We start from the raw sequence: 16,220 nt of genomic DNA on the forward strand, positions 1-16,220 counted from the left end.
CACCTCGGTCACCACCTGTGCACAACGTGACCTGGGATCTCGCCCGAGCGGCTTATTACGCCATGCGCGGCATGTCGGCCCAATCGCCGCCTCTGATGGGGATCTTTGAATCTCCTCACCCTGTGCTGAGGATGGCCCCGGAGTTGCTCGCCTTGATTCCTCAGGCGTGCAAGTGCTGACCTGCGGGTTGCCGAACTTGAGGGCTGGCTCTTGGGCAGGTGGCTGGGCGGGCACGAGGGCTGGGACGGGGCGGTCCGGGGGTGGGTGGGGTCTCTCTCGAGGGCGGGAACAGGTGGTGTGGGAGCGGGTTCAGGGTTCGATGGCGAGGTGTTCGATGAGGTCGTCGCGCAGCGTGAACCGATAGCGGAGATCGATGATGCCACCGGGGAAGTTGCCTTCGAGGTGGTGTGTGGCGACGTAGTGGGCCGTGTCGATCTGCTGGGCGTTCGTGAGGTGGATGGTGTAGGTGAATTCGGTGGCTGATCGGTCCAGCCACCGCTCGATCGCGGCGCTTCCCTGGTAGGTGTTGCCGTCGTCGATCACTGTGGCGTCGTCGGTGAACGTCGTGACCGCGGTTGCGGTGTCGTGGACGCGGTGCGCTGTGAGGTAGCGGGTGATCACCGCGGGCAGGTCGTCCGGGGTGATGGTCCGGGGCTGGTTGTCGTGCATGACGCTCCTGATGGTGGTGGCGGGTTCAGACGGTGGGGGTGGTGCCGCCGTCGATGACGTATTCGGCGCCGACGATGGCCGAGGCGCGGTCGGAGACGAGGAAGGCGACGAGTTCGGCGACTTCCTCGGGCCGGTTGGGACGACCGAGCGGGATGCCTCCCAGGGAGTCCATGAGCCGGCCCAGCGCCGCTTCCTGGCTGATGCCGGCCTCGTGGGCGATCCGGGTGACGAGGTTGTCGGCGGCCGAGGTCTGGACGAAGCCGGGCGAGACGGTGTTGACGCGGACGCCGTGCGGGGCGACCTGGTTGGCCAGGCCCTTGCTGTAGGTGGTCAGGGCGGCCTTGGCGGCGGCGTAGGCCAGGGTGCCGTTCCACAGCGGCATGCGGCGCTGGATCGAGGTGACGTGCACGACCGCGCCCTTGCCCGTGGCGATCATGTGCGGGAGGAGTGCGCGGTCCAGGCGGACGGCGGCCAGCAGGTTCGTGTTCAGTTCCCTTGCCCAGTCGTCCTCGCCGAGCGCGGCGAATCCTCCCGCTGGTGCCTCGGAGCCGCCGAGGGTGTTGACCAGGATGTCGACGCCTCCCATGCGGGCGTCCACCTCGGAGGCAACGTGGGCGGCGCCCTGGGCGGTGGACAGGTCGGCGGTGATGAACGTCTTCTCCTCGACGTCGTCGGGGCGGCTGCGGGCGGTGACCAGCACGGTCGCGCCGGCCTCGGCGAGCCGTCGGGCGATCGCGGCTCCGGTGCCCTTGGTGCCGCCGGTGACCAGAGCGCGTCGGCCTTCGAGGGATTCGCTGATGGATGTGGTCACGTTGTGCTCCGTTCCCGGGCGCGGGTATACGAGGCGCCGCTCCCGTCTCGACTGCTAAAATAGAAGCTACTAACTTCGACATTAGCAGTAACTGAGGGGATGGTCGCCGTGGCGAGCCGCATCAGGCTGGAGGACCGGGAGTGCCCGCTGTCCACGACGGTGGAACACGTCGGCGAGTGGTGGACACTGCTGATCCTCCACGACGCCTTCGACGGCTACACCCGCTTCGACCAGTTCCAGGAGAGCCTGGGCATCTCCTCCAGCATGCTCACCACCCGGCTGAAGACCCTGGTCGCCGACGGTCTGCTGGAGCGCCGGCCCTACCAGACCAGCCCCGTCCGGCACGAGTACGTCCTGACCGAACTCGGGCGCTCCCTGCGCCCGGTGATCGTCGCCCTCGCCGCGTGGGGCAACTCCCGCCTCACGCCGACGGAGCGCAGCATGATCCTCGTCGACGCGCACACCGGCGAGGAAGCCGAGCCCGTCGTCGTCGACGCCAAAACCGGCCGCCGACTCGACGACAGCGCCGCCTACGTCTTCACCGCAGGCCCCGCAGCCAGCGACGCGATGCGCAGCCGCTACGCGGCACGGCCGACCATTCCCGCGGAAGAGGCGTAAGTCCGCCCGGAAGAGCCTCGTACAGCCTTGAGTAGGGCCGCGAGCACGGGCTGCACCTGACCAGGGCTGCACCTGACCAGCCTCGCGGCACCGGCTTGTCGCCGGCGTGATACCTGCCAACCCTCCCCAGTCGTTGAGAACTGGATCAAGTGAGGTGAGGAGCAACACCGGTCGTTTCCAAGAATCCCCATCACCTCGGGTGATCATCGACCTTGGCGACGTGACCTTCTGCGATGCGGTCGGAGCCAGCTTGCGCACATTACAGAGCGGTCGCGGAGCCGACCGCCCCAGCCACGACGTGTTCTGACCTCATGCCCCGTGTGCCCGCCCGGAGGAGCGAAGCGACGACGGGTGCCTGAACCCGTAGAGAAAGTTGCAACTCTCAGCCGGGCTGGGCCTGCGGTACTGCGCACCCTGCGAGTCAGCGCTAGCCGGTGCGCCGTTCAGAGTTGACGGCAACGCTGACGGCAACGATGGCACACAGAGGCCGTTGATCACGACCATCAGCGATCAGCCGGAAGGAAGGCAGAGCCCCCGCCCAACCGCCTGCCTGATCCTACGGATCAGAAGGTTGCAGGTTCGAATCCTGCCGAGTGCACACAGACCAGAGGCCCCGGAGTGATCCGGGGCCTCTGGCGTTTCAGAGGCGTACGGCAGCGACGCCGGCCGCGAAGAGCGGATCTCCGCGCGCGGGGACCAGGGCTTGATCCGGTGCCGCCGGGGCGTCGAGCGGACTCCGGCCCGGCCGGCATCGGTATGGCCGCAGCCCTCATTGCCACCGTAATCAGCCGAAGGGTGCCGCGCTGAGCCAGTACTTCGATATGGGCGACGAGACCCTGTGGAACCCGTCCCATGGGGCTTCCCGTCTTTTCCGGCGTCAAGTCGCGGTCTTCGAAGCGGAGCTGGAAATCCCATCGGGCATCGGACCGATGGAGAACGACGAGTGCCAGATCGATCCGGACGCCTTCGAGATCTTCGTCAACGCCCTTTTGGCGCAGCACCGAAGAACGAGCCATGCCATAGTGCTCGCGCTTTCCGACGGCTTCACCGCCACCGTGCTGGTTCTTGCGGAGCGTGCCGGGATCAGGGTGGACTGGGCCGGGCTCGGAGCCAACGAGCACGGCCCGTTCCGAGACGTACAGGTCTCCGCCGTCACAGGGATGTCCGCCCCGCCCGAGGGGCGAGCCTGGGGCGCAGGGCTGCGCGAGAAGGCACGGGAGCTCGGGCGGTGCATGCCTCGCTGACCGGAGCGGCGCTCCGTGGATCAGATGTGCTGATCCGGATTCGCGGGCTGGTAGAAGTTCCAGCTGCCCTCGCCGTGATGCTGCCCGTCGGGCGAGCTGGAGGACGGGCAGGCGCCGTTGTCCGGTCGGCCGTTCCACCAAAGAGAACAGCAGTGATTGCAGAACCTCCAGTTGTTCTGGAAGGCCGTGACGTTGTCGTCGAGCGGAATGGGCATGGTGACCTCTTTTCGGCGCAGTGTTACGCGAAAAAGTCGCGTCCTTTCTCGACGTAGATTAGTCGGCGTGTGGTATTTGCCCGCCGCATATGCTGTGCGTGTCGACGGTCTTTGATTTCCGTGCACGGGAGCCAGACCTGGCTGCAATGATTCTCATTGCCATTTGGTTGCCCCGCCCGGCATGCATTTCGGGGAGTGAAGGGGCTGGTGACGGGGGCTGTGATCCCTGTGCGCTATGGTGCCTCGTTTTTGTCGCGCACCTATGGGGGGTTTGATGCGGCGAACCACAGCAGCCGCGAGCGCCGTCACCGTGCTCGTGCCGCTTCTCCTGGCCGGCGCTTCGACGGCGTCGGCCGCAGGCAACGGCTCACTCACCGTCACGACGTTGGACCGCAGCGGCAAGCCGGTCTACGCCCAGGTGGCGGTCTACAACACCAGGACGAACGACTTCCGCTACATCGACAGCAACAAGGCGACGTCGCTGCCCAACGGCAGCTACGAGCTGGTCACGTCCTTCCGGGACGCCGGGGACGAACGCGCCACCGTCGGCGGCCACAACGTGACGGTCTCCGGGGCCACGAAGACCACGTTCGACGCCCGGCAGGGCCGCCCGGTCAACGTCTCGCTCAGCCCGAACCCGGGCAGCGGATACGACCACACGGTCAGCGCGTACGTCTGCGCCGCAGACAACGGCCCGGCGAACATGGGCATGTCGGCGGAGGCGGGTGAGCTGTATGTCATCCCGTCGAGCAGCAAGGCGTACGAGCTGTCCTACGGCACCACGTACCAGCCGACGTCGGAGACCGGCGGGAGCTTCTGGGTGGCGTCCGCCACGCACCGGGGCGGTGTGCCGTCCGGGGTGTCCGCGACGCTGAAGCAGTCCGGGCTGACCGCCCTCAAGGTGTCCGCCCGTTCAGGTCCCGACAGCGGACAGGCGGACTTCTCGTTCGACTACTCGTCGGCGAGCGGCGACGCCTGCTCGTGGGGCCCGACCTCGCTCCAGTTCCAGCGTGACCTGCCCAACTCCTTCACCGCCCACCTCCCGGCCGGTCAATGGGCGGTGAGCCAGCAGGGCAACGACTTCATCTTCGACGGCTTCCACAGCTACGCGGCCGGCCAGACCACCTCGCTGACCCTCGGCCACGCGGTCTGGGGGCCCGGCGGGCGGCTGCCCAACACCTGGTACCACCAGCTGTACTTCGGGAACATCAACCCGTTCTCCGACCCGACCCTTCCGGCGGGCGGGACGCTGGCCTCCGGCACCGTGAAGCTGACCCACGCGGGCAAGACGCTGTACTCGCACACCTACAGCCCGTCGAACGAGATCGACGCGCACCCGGTGATCCCCGGTGCGGGCTGGTACACGCTCACTCAGACCGGTCACCGCAGCCTGCCGTCCGGCTCGCTGTCGACCACCTCCAGCCTCACCCTGCACTTCTACGCGGACCCCGACAAGAACGAGCAGATCCGGGACTACATCACCCGGTTCTGGCCCAACGCGCTCGACAGCAGGAACCAGGCGGCCCCCGGCTCGACCACGACCGTCGTCCTGGGCATGCAGCGCACCGGCACGGACGACAGCACGATCCAGCAGCTGTCCGACAGCGTGAAGTCCGTGCAGGCCTGGTACACCACCGACAACGGCACCACCTGGCACGCCACCGCCGCCAAGCTGTCCGGCGGCAAGTGGACCATCGCCGTCCACAACCCGGCCTCCGGCCGCGTCGGCCTGCGCTCGACGGTCACCGACACCCACGGCGACAGCGCGACGACCACGGTGTACAACGCGTACGCCGTGAGCTGAGGCACCTCGCTCGAAGGCCCCGGGATCCGCCGCGATCCGGGGCCTTCGGCATGTTCTAGTCCAACTGGAAGCTCGCCTCGACCGGGTAGTGGTCGCTGGGGGCGTTCGTGTCGGTCCGGCCGGTGGTCCAGCCGGACTGGGGATCGAAGTCGACCTTGACGGTGGACATCGCGGCCGGGGCCGGGCGGTCCGTCGCGTTCAGGTAGCCGATGTAGTCGAGGTCGTCCCGGTAGTCCTTGGGGAAGGACTCGATGCCGGACATGTCCTGGCACCAGGCGGACACCGGGCAGTCCATCGTCCGCAGGCTCTGGCCCGGGTCGGCGGCCGGGGTGCCGAGGACGCCGTTCACCGCGCTCTGGGCGTTGGCGTAGTCGCCGCGCGCCTGACCGCCGTAGTACTCCACGTTCATGTCACCGCCGATCAGCACCGGACCGCTCGAGCCGGCGATGCCGTCCACCCACGAGCGGATCTCGCGGAGCTGGGCGAGCCGGGTGGACTGGGTGGTGTCGGTGGAGGTGTCGGACTCGTCGGCCTGGAGGTGGGTGCCGACCACCCAGCTCTTCACCCCGCCCTTGTCGATCTGCGCCAGCGCCGCGCCCTTGTTGGCGTGGTAGTCCCAGGTGCCGTAGGTGGAGTTGCTGAAGACGTGGGCGTACTGGGCGGTGATCGGGTATTTGGAGAGGATCATCGTGCCGCCGTTGATGACGAACAGCGAGTTGGAACAGTCACCGCTGATGCCCGTCCAGCCGCCGCCGGAACAGGTCTGGCCGACGACCGGGGTGTGGTACGGGTACAGGTCGGCGAGCTTGCCGACGATGTCGGCGGTGGAGCTGTTGTTGAAGTCCTCGTCGAGCACCACCACGTCCGCGCTGTGCGCGCGGACGATCGACTCGATGGCCGGGGTGCGCTGGGCCGCCTTCTCGTTCTGGGTGCTGTCGACGATCGGGGTGGCGAGGTCGACGTTCCAGGCGAACACCGACAGGCTGGTGCCGGTGGCCGCGCTCGCGGCGGGGGCGGGGTAGCCGACGGCGCCGAGGAGCAGGGCCGCCGCCGCGGTGGTGACGGCGGTGGCGGTACGACGCGAGACCATGCGCTCTCCTGGTGAGGTGGGCGGGTACATGACAGCGCGACAGACTCTAGGTGGTCGCCGGTGCGGCCGACAGAACATCGACACGAACAGTGGTGGATCGGTCCGTGGAGAAAAGGTGTCTGTACAAGTTCACCTAGCGGCGGGCTGATCTGACCGGCCGGCTCCGGTTGACCGTCCGAGCTGTGTGCACAGCTTCAGTGTCTTCAGCACTCCTCGTCCGGGTCGTTCCGGTTCAGCTTCTCCAGGTACTCGTGCGCCAGGCCCGTGGCCCGAGTGAACCAGTCGGTGATGACCGCGAGTTCCTCCGGGGTGTAGTCGGAGAACAGATCCGTCAGTCGTCTGTAGTGGCCCGCGTACACCGCCGCGACGCGCGCGACGGCGTCCGGTACGGCGGCCACCCTGACCCGGCGGCGGTCGGTGGGGTCGGGGCGGCGGGTGACGTAGCCGGCGCGTTCGAGGCGGTTGAGGATGCCGGTCACCGCGCCGGTGGTGACGTGGGCCCGGGCGGCCAGGTCACCGGCCGTCAGCAGGTCGTCGCCGGCCTCCAGGACGAAGGCGAAGCAGGTCAGATCGGTGACGTTCAGACCCAGCCGCCGGGCCAGCTCCTGCTGTCCGATCAGGTGGGCGGCGATGAGGTGGTCCATCGCCGACAGCGCCTGAGCCGGTGTGGCGGGCGGTCGCGGCGTGCCGTGCATCTTTCGGAATCCCTTAGCTCGTGAGATATTCGGTGATGTAACTTCTTAGTTCGTGAGAGAGTCTGAGGCTCGTCTCTGGAGGCGGCTATGAGTCTGTACGACGAGGGTCACACGATCGCCGGCTGGACCGGCTTCGGCATCGCGACCGCGGGGGGTGCGGTGGTGGGGCTGGGGGTGTGTGCGGCCTCGCCGGCGGTGGCCGGGGGCGGGCTGGCCGTGGTCGCCGTGAGTGTTCTGGTGACCTGGGTCCTGCATCTGTCGGGCTGGGGGAAGTCGCCGGGGGTGCGGGATCGGGGGGAGTGGGGGATGCGGGTGCGGGATGTGCGGGCGCGGGAGGGACATCCGGGCTGCGTGAGCTGTCGGTTGGCGGGGAGGGGGCGGCGGGTTTCTGGGATGGTTCCTGCCGAATCGATACCTCTGTCCCCTATCGAGTGAACGTGCGTTCTGTGGACGGCAGTTGGTGATCGGCATCCCTAGCTTCGGAGGTGGAGGTGATGCTCGATGTACGAGCAGAACGAGACTCCGCCGGAGCAGTCGGCGGGGCGGGAACAGGATGCGATCGACGTCAACGACTTCGTGTTCGCGGCTACGGGGGCGCGGGTGCGGAGGATCACTCTGCCGAGTGGGGAGCACTGGTTCCCGGCTGTGGATGTGGCCCTCCATCTCGGGTACGCAAACACACGGCAAGCTCTGTTGTGGCACGTTGCGCCAGATTGCACGAAGCGCCTCAGCGAGATTGCACACGGCGTCTGTGGACCAACCACTTTGCGCAAACTTGCAGGTCACAGGCTTCAGCGTTCGATGAAGCTGGTGAACTTGAAAGGGATCATCCAGCTCGTCAACGGCTGCACCAAGCCCAAGTGCGCGCCCTTCAAGGCATGGGTCAGTGAGGTCATCGAGACCATCCAGCGCGACGGTTCCTACTCCCTCGACCCCGCCCCCGTGCAACCCGCCCCCGACGGCCGCACCGCCTACCTCATGCCTCAAGAGGTCGCCGACGCGATCGTCCGGCTGGAGGAGCGGAACATCCAGGCGGACGAGGCACAGGCGGTCACGCAGTTCGAGCGGATCGAGCAGATGCGATGCCTCAACGAGCAGCTCGGCGGCCAACTCAGCCGCACCAACGACTTCCTCGGCCGCATCGCCGACACCCTCGACCTCATCGCCGACCGGCTGCGGCCCTCCACCCTGGCGCCGCCCCCGCCGACGATGACCCCTCAGCAGCTCCTGGCCACCTGGCGGGCCAAGAACCTCGTCGTCACCGATGACGTGCACGCCGTCGCCACCTGTCTCGCCCCGGCGCTGTTGCGCGGGCCGGTGCATTGCCGGCTGGAGGACGTCGCGGACCGTACCGGACTCACCCTCGACCGGGTCCATGACTGTGTGCGCATGCTGATCAAGCGTGGCTGCATGCGGCAGACGGGGCTCGCGGAAGGCGGGACGCCGGTGTACGTGCTGCCGTAGCACACGCACGCAAACAGGCCCGAAGTCGCAAAACGGAGTTGCGGCTTCGGGCCCTTGCGTACCCTACGCCCTCCTTCCGCCCCGACCCCACTGTCAGACCCACCCCCTACCCTCAAGAGTGATGGCACAGGTTTGGAAGTGCACCGGACTGCGCTGGTCGTCGGACGGTCCCGTGCTGGTCTGGGACGGCGGGCGGCGCAGTGCGCTGCCGTGGGGGAAGCGGGTCGCCTTCGCTGTGCTGGAGGGGGGTGTGCGCAGGTGTGTCGGGGCGCGGGGGAACGGGTGTCCGGTGCAGGCGGCCGTGTCGGCGAGGAGTACGGGCGCCCGGTGCGAGGAGTGTGCGCGGCTGGATCGGGCGCATTCCGTGGCCGCCGACACGATCGCCGACGATCCTCGGCCGTACCGGGTGTACCTGGCGTGGTTCGGGCCCGGGATGGTCAAGGTCGGCATCACCGCCGTCGAGCGCGAGAGCGCGCGGCTGCTCGAGCAGGGTGCCGTCTGTTTCAGCTGGCTCGGCACCGGTCCGCTGATGGCCGCCCGGCGTACCGAGGAGCTGCTCAGGGCCGCGCTGAAGGTGCCGGACCGGATTCCGTACGTCGAGAAGCGGGCGGTGCGGTCCGCGCTGCCCGCGACAGAGGTGGAACGGGCCCTGGAGGTGCGGGAGTTGCATGCCAGGGCCGTGGCGCTCCCGGCCTGGCCGGAGTCTCTTCGCCCCGCCGAGTGCCGGGTCGTCGATCACGCCGGCACGTTCGGGCTCGACCGGGCCCCGGCCGCCTTCGGTGACGTCGTGGAGCTGGTGCCGGGCGGAGCCGTGGGCGGGGAGCTGGTCGCGGCCGCCGGGCCCGATCTGCATCTGGCGGTCGAGGGACACGGGGTCGTCGTGCTCGACACCCGGCTGATGGCCGGGTGGGAGCTGGTGCCGTCCGATGTCCCCGGAGGCCGACTCACCCTTCCCGTACGGGAGTTCCGGCGCGAGCCCGAGGGTCTCTTCTGACACGACCGTAAAGAAATGGATCCCGGACGGATCCCCTTCGGCAAGGTCTCTGGACTCCCAACAGGCCCGTCGCCGACGGTTGTTGTCATGAGCGATCAGCGGAACGACCCTGTCCTGCCCACTCCCGCCCACGAACCCCCCTACTACGCCGTCGTCTTCACCTCCCTCCGCCGCCCCGGCGAAGACCCCGGTGAATACCAGCGCACCGCCACCCGTCTCTCCCGCCTCGTCCGTGACATCCCCGGCTTCCTCGGTGAGGACTTCGCCCATAGCCCAGGCCCGGGCGGACTCGCCATCTCCGTGGCCTACTTCCGGGATCTCGACGGGATCCAGCGGTGGCGGGAGCACCCCGAGCATCTCGAGGCCAAGCGGCGCGGACGGGAGCGGTGGTACGAGCGGTACGTGATCCACATCGCCCGGGTCGAGCACGCGCACGCCTTCACCCCCGCGTGAGCGCTTCCCAGGTGCCGCCTGAGAGCCGCCTGTGAGTTTCTCAGGGAAATCACAGATTGCAGAAAGCCTCTTCTCAGAGGATCCCGACATGGTGTCCAGCATGACCACGACCTCGCCCCGGGGGCGCACCGAACTGCTGAGGCCGGACGGGAGCCCCGTCCGAGTGCTTGTGGTGGACGACGAGCTGTCGATCACCGAACTGCTGAACATGGCCCTTCGTTACGAGGGCTGGCAGATCAGGAGTGCGGGGGACGGGCAGGGTGCGATACAGACCGCCCGGGAGTTCCGTCCGGACGCCGTCGTCCTGGACATGATGCTGCCGGACATGGACGGGCTCACCGTGCTGGGGCGGCTGCGGCGGGAACTGCCCGACGTGCCCGTCCTGTTCCTGACCGCCAAGGACGCCGTCGAGGACCGTATCGCCGGGCTCACCGCGGGCGGGGACGACTACGTCACCAAACCGTTCAGCCTGGAGGAGGTCGTGGCCCGGCTGCGGGGGCTCATTCGCCGGTCCGGGGCTGCCGACCGGCGGTCGGACTCCGTGCTCGTCGTGGGTGACCTGACCCTGGACGAGGACAGTCACGAGGTGTCGCGGGCCGGAGAGAACATCCACCTCACGGCCACCGAGTTCGAGCTGCTGCGCTTCCTCATGCGCAATCCTCGGCGTGTGCTCAGCAAGGCGCAGATCCTGGACCGTGTGTGGTCGTACGACTTCGGCGGACAGGCCAATGTGGTCGAGCTCTATATCTCGTATCTGCGGCGGAAGATCGACGCGGGCCGCGAGCCGATGATCCACACGCGGCGCGGGGCCGGTTATCTGATCAAGCCCGCCACCTCATGAGCGGGCGACGGCGGACGGGTCCGCAGCGGCGGCAGAAACGACGACCGGGGCAGCCGCGCACCCTACGGACCCGGCTCGTCGTCGCGTCGGTGCTGCTGATCGCGGTGGTGTGCGCGGTGATCGGCACGGTGACCACGCTCGCACTGCGGTCGCATCTGTACGACCAGCTGGACCAGCAGCTCATCGAGGCCTCCGCGCGCGCGGCCGGCGGATTCGGACCGGCGCCGGACGGGATGAAGAACGGGGTCACGCCCCCGGACCAGCAGGGCAAGCGCGGCGCCTTCAAGGAGACCGACCTCGGCGAGTTCGTCGCCCGGGGTCCGCAGCCCAGCGGCACCATCGCCGCCAAGGTCGAGAACGGCGTCATCACCGAGGCCAGGGTCGGCCACAAGTCCAAGGACGACAACAACGTCCCGCAGATGAACGCCAAGGCGCTGAACGCGACCCAGACCAAGGCGCTCGCCTCCGTCGCGAAGGACGGCGAGATCCACAGCACCGAGATCCCCGACCTCGGCGACTACCAGGTGAGGTACGTCGACGGCAACAACGGCACGTTCTACGTCGCCCTGCCGACCGCCGAGGCCGACGGCACGATCAACACCCTGATCCTGGTCGAGATCAGTGTCACCGCCGCCGGACTCATCGCCGCCTCTCTCGCCGGCACCGTCATCGTCGGCGTCGCCACCCGCCCCCTGCGCAAGGTCGCCAACACCGCCACCCGGGTCTCCGAACTCCCGCTGCACACCGGCGAGGTGAACCTCAGCGAGCGGGTCCCGGAGTCCGAGTGCGACCCGCACACCGAGGTCGGCCAGGTCGGTGCCGCGCTCAACCGCATGCTGGATCACGTGCACGGCGCCCTGCACGCCCGGCAGCAGAGCGAGATGCGGGTACGGCAGTTCGTCGCCGACGCCAGCCATGAGCTGCGCACGCCGCTCGCCTCCATCCGCGGGTACGCGGAACTCACCAGACGCGGACGCGAACAGGTGGGCCCCGACACCCGGCACGCGCTCGGGAGGATCGAGTCCGAGGCGGGGCGGATGACCCTCCTCGTCGAGGATCTCCTCCTCCTCGCCCGGCTGGACGCCGGACGTCCGCTGCAGTTCGAGCAGACCGATCTCATTCCGCTCGTGGTGGACACCGTCAGCGACTCCCGCGCGGCCGGCATGGACCACAACTGGCGTCTCGACCTGCCCGACGAGCCCGCCCTGGTGTCCGCGGACGCGGCCCGCGTCCAGCAGGTGCTGGTCAACCTGCTGGGCAACGCCCGTAAGCACACGCCACCGGGGACGACCGTCACCGCGCGCGTGCAGCGGCGCGGGCCGTGGATGTGCGTCGACGTCGAGGACAACGGGCAGGGGATTCCGGCCGAGTTGCTGCCGCACGTCTTCGAGCGGTTCGCGCGGGGCGACTCCGCGCGCTCGCGCTCCACCGGGTCCACCGGGCTCGGGCTCGCCATCGTGCAGGCCGTCGCGACCGCGCACGGCGGTGCCGTGACCGTCGACAGCGTTCCGGGGCGGACGGTGTTCACCGTGCATCTGCCCGCCCTCACTCCCGTCGTCCCCCGGCCGGCTCCCGAAACCGACTGGCAATCGCACTCACAGGCACAGCACAGCGCCACCACACGGGTGCAACAGGGGGCCTGACGAGAGTCGGTCCCATGCGAACCGACTCTTCTCCCGGCACTCTGCCGGCGCGGGAGCACCTCCCGGCCGGAAACGCCGGTACGCCTGTCCTGGACGTAGTGATCCCCGTCTACAACGAGGAGAAGGACCTCCAGCCCGCCGTCCGCAGACTGCACGCGCACCTCACGCGCACCTTCCCGTACGCGTTCCGCATCACCATCGCGGACAACGCGTCCACGGACACCACTCCGCAGGTGGCCGCGCGGCTGGAGCAGGAGATCCCCGAGGTCACCAACTTCCGTCTGGAGCAGAAGGGCCGGGGGCGGGCGCTCAGGACCGTCTGGTCCGCCTCCGAGGCGCCGATCCTCGCCTACATGGACGTCGACCTGTCCACCGACCTCAACGCCCTGCTGCCGCTGGTGGCGCCGCTTATCTCCGGCCACTCGGACCTCGCCATCGGCTCCCGGCTCGCCCGCGCCTCGCGCGTCGTGCGCGGTCCCAAGCGGGAGTTCATCAGCCGGGCCTACAACCTGATCCTGCGCGGCTCGCTCCAGGCCCGCTTCTCCGACGCGCAGTGCGGCTTCAAGGCCATCCGGAGGGACGTGGCCCAGGTGCTGCTGCCGCTCGTGGAGGACACCGGCTGGTTCTTCGACACCGAGATGCTGGTGCTCGCCGAGCGGGCGGGGCTCAGGATCCACGAGGTGCCGGTCGACTGGGTCGACGACCCGGACTCGACCGTGCACATCGTGCAGACCGCGACCGACGACCTCAAGGGCGTCTGGCGGATCGGCAAGGCCCTGGCCACCGGCTCGCTGCCGCTGGACCGGCTCACCCGCCCCTTCGGTGACGACCCGCGCGACCGGGACATCCAGGACGTGCCGAAGGGCCTGGCCCGTCAGCTCGTCGGCTTCTGCGTGGTCGGCGGCCTGTCCACCCTCTTCTACCTGGTGCTCTACAGCCTCTTCCGGCAGTTCTCCGGCTCCCAGATCGCCAACGCGCTCGCCCTGCTGGTCTCCGCGATCGCCAACACGGCCGCCAACCGCCGGCTCACCTTCGGGGTGCGCGGCCGGGGCGGCGCCGTACGGCACCAGGCGCAGGGCCTGGTCGTCTTCGGCATCGGTCTCGCCCTGACCAGCGGCTCCCTGGCCGCCCTGAACGCGGCCAGCTCCAGCCCGGCGCACTCCACCGAGCTGGCGGTGCTCATCGCCGCCAACCTCGCCGCGACCGTGCTGCGCTTCCTGCTGTTCCGCGCCTGGGTCTTCCCGGACCGGGACGACTCCGGCACGGCCACGGCGTCCACCACCCCGCCGTACGGCACGCCCGCCCCGTACGCGCCGCTGCCGCAGCGAACCGTGCCGCACCAGCAGTCGTACGACCCCTGTCAGACGACCACCCAGGTCCGCGCCGGTGAAGCCGCGGACGGCAGCTGGAGGGACGCCACCATGCGGTTGCAGCCGGTGCGCCCTCACGACACCGATCCGGGGGATCCCCGATGACCAGCCACTACGACCAGCAGGGCAGTACGACCGTGTGGGGTCCGCCCCCGGCCGCTCCCCCGCACCACGCCCACCGGGCCGGTGATCCGAAGCAGCCCTTCGTACGGAGACTGTGGCGCGGCCGGCCCGAGGACCCGCGCTGGGCGCGCCCGGCCCTGTTCGGCCTGCTGGCCGCCACCTTCGTCCTCTACCTGTACAACCTCAGCGCCTCCGGCTACGCCAACTCCTTCTACTCGGCGGCCGTGCAGGCGGGCAGCACATCCTGGAAGGCGTTCTTCTTCGGCTCGCTGGACGCGGGCAACGCGATCACCGTGGACAAGCCGTCGGCCTTCCTGTGGCCGATGGAGCTGTCGGTCCGGATCTTCGGCCTGAACTCGTGGGCGATCCTGACGCCCGAGGTCCTCATGGGCGTCGGCACGGTCGCGGTCGTGTACGCGGCCGTACGGCGCCGGTTCAGCCCGGTGGCCGGTCTGGTCGCGGGCGCGGTCCTCGCGCTCACCCCGGTCGCGGCGCTGATGTTCCGGTTCAACAACCCGGACGCGATGCTGGCCCTGCTGATGTCGCTGGCCTGCTACTTCGTCGTACGGGCGGTGGAGGACGGCCGGACCAGGTGGCTGGTGTGGGCCGGGACCGCGATCGGTTTCGCGTTCCTCGCCAAGACGCTCCAGGCGTTCCTGATCCTGCCGCCCCTGGCGATCGTGTACGCGCTGTGCGCCCCGGTCTCGCTGAAGAAGCGGTTCGGTCAGCTGGCCGCCGCCACCCTCGCGCTGGTCGTGGCCGGCGGCTGGTGGGTCGCGATCGTCGAGCTGTGGCCGGCCTCCTCCCGCCCCTACATCGGCGGTTCGCAGAACAACAGCTTCCTGGAGCTGACCTTCGGCTACAACGGCCTCGGCCGGATCAACGGCGACGAGACCGGCAGCGTCGGCGGCGGGGGCGGCGGCAACGGCTCCGGCCGCTGGGGCGCCACCGGCTGGGACCGGATGTTCAACTCCGAGATCGGCAGCCAGATCTCCTGGCTGCTCCCGGCCGCGCTGATCCTGCTGGTCGGCGGTCTGGTGGCCACCCTCCCCCACTCTCGACTTCGCTCGAGCGGGGGGACCCCCATGCCCAGGCGCACGTCCGTCACCCGGGCCTCGTTCCTGGTGTGGGGCGGCTCGCTGCTGATCACCATGGTGGTCTTCAGCTACATGGCGGGCATCTTCCACCAGTACTACACCGTGGCCCTCGCCCCCTACCTCGCGGCCGTGACCGGCATGGGCGCCGGGCTGCTGTGGGAGAAGCGGAAGGAGCTGTGGGCGTCCATCACCCTCGCCGCCTCCGTGGTCGCGGCGGCGGCCTGGGGGTACGTCCTGCTCAACCGCACCGCCAGCTACCTCCCCTGGCTGAAGTGGCTGGTCCTGATCGGCGGTCTGGCGGCCGCGCTGGGCCTGGTCTTCGCCGGCCGGATCTCCCGGCAGCTGGCCCTCGGGGCGGCGGCGGTCGGCCTGGTGGCCGCGCTCGCCGGTCCTACGGCGTACACCCTGAGCACGGTGAACTCCGCGCACACCGGCTCCATCCCGACGGCCGGTCCGGCGGGCGCGAGCATGATGGGCTTCGGCGGCGGCCGGGGGCCCGGTGGTGGCAAGGGCGGCGGTATGCGTGGCGGCTTCGGCGGCGGGATGCCGGGCCGGCAGAACGGTCAGGGTCAGCAGAACGGCAACGGATTCCCGGGCGGCGGTGGCATGCCGGGCCAGAACGGCAACACCCAGGGCCGACAGAACGGCAACGGCTTCCCGGGCGGCAGCCGGATGGGCGAGGCAGGAGGTAGGGGCGGCGGCGCCGGCGGCCTGCTGAACGGCGCGAACGTCTCGTCCGCCGCCAAGAAGCTGCTGGAGACGGACGCCTCGAAGTACACCTGGGTCGCCGCGTCCATCGGCTCCCAGAACGCGGCCAGCTACCAGCTCGCCACCGGTGACCCGGTGATGGCGATCGGCGGCTTCAACGGCACCGACCCGTCCCCGACGCCGGCGCAGTTCAAGACGTACGTGGAGGACGGAAAGATCCACTACTTCATCGCGGGCGGCGGTATGGGCGGTGGCATGGGCGGCAGCAGCAGCGGCACCGCCTCCCAGATCAGCTCGTGGGTCCAGAGCACCTTCAAGAAGGTGACGGTCGGTTCGGCCACCTTCTACGACCTCACGCAGAAGAAGAGCGGCTGACCGGCG

16 protein-coding genes are annotated in these 16,220 nt (G+C 69.2%); 11 read left to right on the plus strand and 5 right to left on the minus strand.

All coding sequences use genetic code 11. The features are described from left to right. Positions 1-309 precede the first annotated feature (309 nt). Entirely contained in the window at positions 310-669 is a 360-nt protein-coding gene (locus tag ACH47Z_RS15155) for a nuclear transport factor 2 family protein (protein WP_399073680.1), read from the minus strand. Positions 670-694: 25 nt separating this feature from the next. Then, on the minus strand, positions 695-1,480 hold the full coding sequence (locus ACH47Z_RS15160) for an SDR family oxidoreductase (protein ID WP_399073681.1): 786 nt from the start codon (positions 1,478-1,480) through the stop codon (positions 695-697). Between the two features lie 99 nt (positions 1,481-1,579). On the opposite strand from ACH47Z_RS15160, the gene ACH47Z_RS15165 reads away from it, so the two are divergent. Both ACH47Z_RS15165 and ACH47Z_RS15170 read left to right on the plus strand, forming a co-directional pair. Further along, positions 1,580-2,098, plus strand: a complete 519-nt coding sequence (locus ACH47Z_RS15165; RefSeq protein ID WP_399073682.1) for a winged helix-turn-helix transcriptional regulator — start codon at positions 1,580-1,582, stop codon at positions 2,096-2,098. 821 nt (positions 2,099-2,919) lie between these two features. Next, positions 2,920-3,342 (plus strand): DUF6086 family protein, encoded by a 423-nt coding sequence (locus tag ACH47Z_RS15170; RefSeq protein ID WP_399073683.1) that lies wholly within the window; start codon positions 2,920-2,922, stop codon positions 3,340-3,342. Positions 3,343-3,362: 20 nt separating this feature from the next. On the opposite strand, the gene ACH47Z_RS15175 is transcribed toward ACH47Z_RS15170, so the two are convergent. Further along, on the minus strand, positions 3,363-3,557 hold the full coding sequence (locus ACH47Z_RS15175; protein ID WP_399073684.1) for a hypothetical protein: 195 nt from the start codon (positions 3,555-3,557) through the stop codon (positions 3,363-3,365). 274 nt (positions 3,558-3,831) lie between these two features. Here ACH47Z_RS15175 and ACH47Z_RS15180 point away from each other — a divergent pair, with 274 nt between their 5' ends. After that, positions 3,832-5,361 carry a hypothetical protein gene (locus tag ACH47Z_RS15180; protein ID WP_399073685.1) on the plus strand — a complete coding sequence of 510 codons (1,530 nt, stop codon included), beginning with the start codon at positions 3,832-3,834 and terminating at the stop codon, positions 5,359-5,361. A gap of 55 nt (positions 5,362-5,416) precedes the next feature. Here ACH47Z_RS15180 and ACH47Z_RS15185 read toward each other — a convergent pair whose 3' ends face one another. Then, the gene (locus tag ACH47Z_RS15185) at positions 5,417-6,451 is read right to left on the minus strand and encodes a sphingomyelin phosphodiesterase (RefSeq protein WP_399073686.1); all 1,035 of its coding nucleotides are present in this window, start codon (positions 6,449-6,451) and stop codon (positions 5,417-5,419) included. 203 nt (positions 6,452-6,654) lie between these two features. After that, positions 6,655-7,146: a MarR family transcriptional regulator gene (locus ACH47Z_RS15190; protein ID WP_399073687.1), complete on the minus strand. Its 492-nt coding sequence runs from the start codon at positions 7,144-7,146 to the stop codon at positions 6,655-6,657. An 87-nt stretch (positions 7,147-7,233) separates the two neighbouring features. Between ACH47Z_RS15190 and ACH47Z_RS15195 the strand changes: the two genes are divergently transcribed. From ACH47Z_RS15195 to ACH47Z_RS15230, 8 genes are all read left to right on the plus strand, one after another. Then, positions 7,234-7,581 (plus strand): HGxxPAAW family protein, encoded by a 348-nt coding sequence (locus tag ACH47Z_RS15195; RefSeq protein WP_399073688.1) that lies wholly within the window; start codon positions 7,234-7,236, stop codon positions 7,579-7,581. Positions 7,582-7,647: 66 nt separating this feature from the next. Beyond that, the gene (locus ACH47Z_RS15200; RefSeq protein ID WP_399073689.1) at positions 7,648-8,610 is read left to right on the plus strand and encodes a Bro-N domain-containing protein; all 963 of its coding nucleotides are present in this window, start codon (positions 7,648-7,650) and stop codon (positions 8,608-8,610) included. Positions 8,611-8,731: 121 nt separating this feature from the next. Continuing rightward, positions 8,732-9,604: a DUF2797 domain-containing protein gene (locus ACH47Z_RS15205; protein ID WP_399073690.1), complete on the plus strand. Its 873-nt coding sequence runs from the start codon at positions 8,732-8,734 to the stop codon at positions 9,602-9,604. 87 nt (positions 9,605-9,691) lie between these two features. Further along, a complete protein-coding gene (locus ACH47Z_RS15210) occupies positions 9,692-10,057 on the plus strand; it encodes an antibiotic biosynthesis monooxygenase family protein (RefSeq protein WP_399073691.1) in 366 nt (121 codons plus the stop codon). A gap of 100 nt (positions 10,058-10,157) precedes the next feature. Continuing rightward, on the plus strand, positions 10,158-10,898 hold the full coding sequence (locus ACH47Z_RS15215; protein WP_399073692.1) for a response regulator transcription factor: 741 nt from the start codon (positions 10,158-10,160) through the stop codon (positions 10,896-10,898). Continuing rightward, complete coding sequence (locus tag ACH47Z_RS15220) at positions 10,895-12,541, plus strand: sensor histidine kinase (protein WP_399073693.1); 1,647 nt, start codon at positions 10,895-10,897, stop codon at positions 12,539-12,541. The genes ACH47Z_RS15215 and ACH47Z_RS15220 overlap by 4 nt, the downstream gene beginning before the upstream one ends. Positions 12,542-12,555: 14 nt before the next feature. Further along, entirely contained in the window at positions 12,556-14,016 is a 1,461-nt protein-coding gene (locus tag ACH47Z_RS15225; RefSeq protein ID WP_399073694.1) for a glycosyltransferase, read from the plus strand. Next, positions 14,013-16,214: an ArnT family glycosyltransferase gene (locus ACH47Z_RS15230; protein ID WP_399073695.1), complete on the plus strand. Its 2,202-nt coding sequence runs from the start codon at positions 14,013-14,015 to the stop codon at positions 16,212-16,214. Before ACH47Z_RS15225 ends, ACH47Z_RS15230 begins: the two co-directional genes overlap by 4 nt. Positions 16,215-16,220 lie beyond the last annotated feature (6 nt).

Source organism: Streptomyces sp. NPDC020192 (assembly GCF_044388685.1).
GTDB lineage: Bacteria > Actinomycetota > Actinomycetes > Streptomycetales > Streptomycetaceae > Streptomyces.

Excerpts from the sequence above, each read along its gene's own strand:
- ACH47Z_RS15155 (WP_399073680.1), bottom strand. The coding sequence starts at position 669 with ATGCACGACAACCAGCCCCGGACCATCACCCCGGACGACCTGCCCGCG.
- ACH47Z_RS15165 (WP_399073682.1), top strand. The coding sequence starts at position 1,580 with ATGGTCGCCGTGGCGAGCCGCATCAGGCTGGAGGACCGGGAGTGCCCG.
- ACH47Z_RS15170 (WP_399073683.1), top strand. The coding sequence starts at position 2,920 with ATGGGCGACGAGACCCTGTGGAACCCGTCCCATGGGGCTTCCCGTCTT.
- ACH47Z_RS15175 (WP_399073684.1), bottom strand. The coding sequence starts at position 3,557 with ATGCCCATTCCGCTCGACGACAACGTCACGGCCTTCCAGAACAACTGG.
- ACH47Z_RS15180 (WP_399073685.1), top strand. The coding sequence starts at position 3,832 with ATGCGGCGAACCACAGCAGCCGCGAGCGCCGTCACCGTGCTCGTGCCG.
- ACH47Z_RS15185 (WP_399073686.1), bottom strand. The coding sequence starts at position 6,451 with ATGGTCTCGCGTCGTACCGCCACCGCCGTCACCACCGCGGCGGCGGCC.
- ACH47Z_RS15190 (WP_399073687.1), bottom strand. The coding sequence starts at position 7,146 with ATGCACGGCACGCCGCGACCGCCCGCCACACCGGCTCAGGCGCTGTCG.
- ACH47Z_RS15195 (WP_399073688.1), top strand. The coding sequence starts at position 7,234 with ATGAGTCTGTACGACGAGGGTCACACGATCGCCGGCTGGACCGGCTTC.
- ACH47Z_RS15200 (WP_399073689.1), top strand. The coding sequence starts at position 7,648 with ATGTACGAGCAGAACGAGACTCCGCCGGAGCAGTCGGCGGGGCGGGAA.
- ACH47Z_RS15205 (WP_399073690.1), top strand. The coding sequence starts at position 8,732 with ATGGCACAGGTTTGGAAGTGCACCGGACTGCGCTGGTCGTCGGACGGT.
- ACH47Z_RS15210 (WP_399073691.1), top strand. The coding sequence starts at position 9,692 with ATGAGCGATCAGCGGAACGACCCTGTCCTGCCCACTCCCGCCCACGAA.
- ACH47Z_RS15215 (WP_399073692.1), top strand. The coding sequence starts at position 10,158 with ATGACCACGACCTCGCCCCGGGGGCGCACCGAACTGCTGAGGCCGGAC.
- ACH47Z_RS15220 (WP_399073693.1), top strand. The coding sequence starts at position 10,895 with ATGAGCGGGCGACGGCGGACGGGTCCGCAGCGGCGGCAGAAACGACGA.
- ACH47Z_RS15225 (WP_399073694.1), top strand. The coding sequence starts at position 12,556 with ATGCGAACCGACTCTTCTCCCGGCACTCTGCCGGCGCGGGAGCACCTC.
- ACH47Z_RS15230 (WP_399073695.1), top strand. The coding sequence starts at position 14,013 with ATGACCAGCCACTACGACCAGCAGGGCAGTACGACCGTGTGGGGTCCG.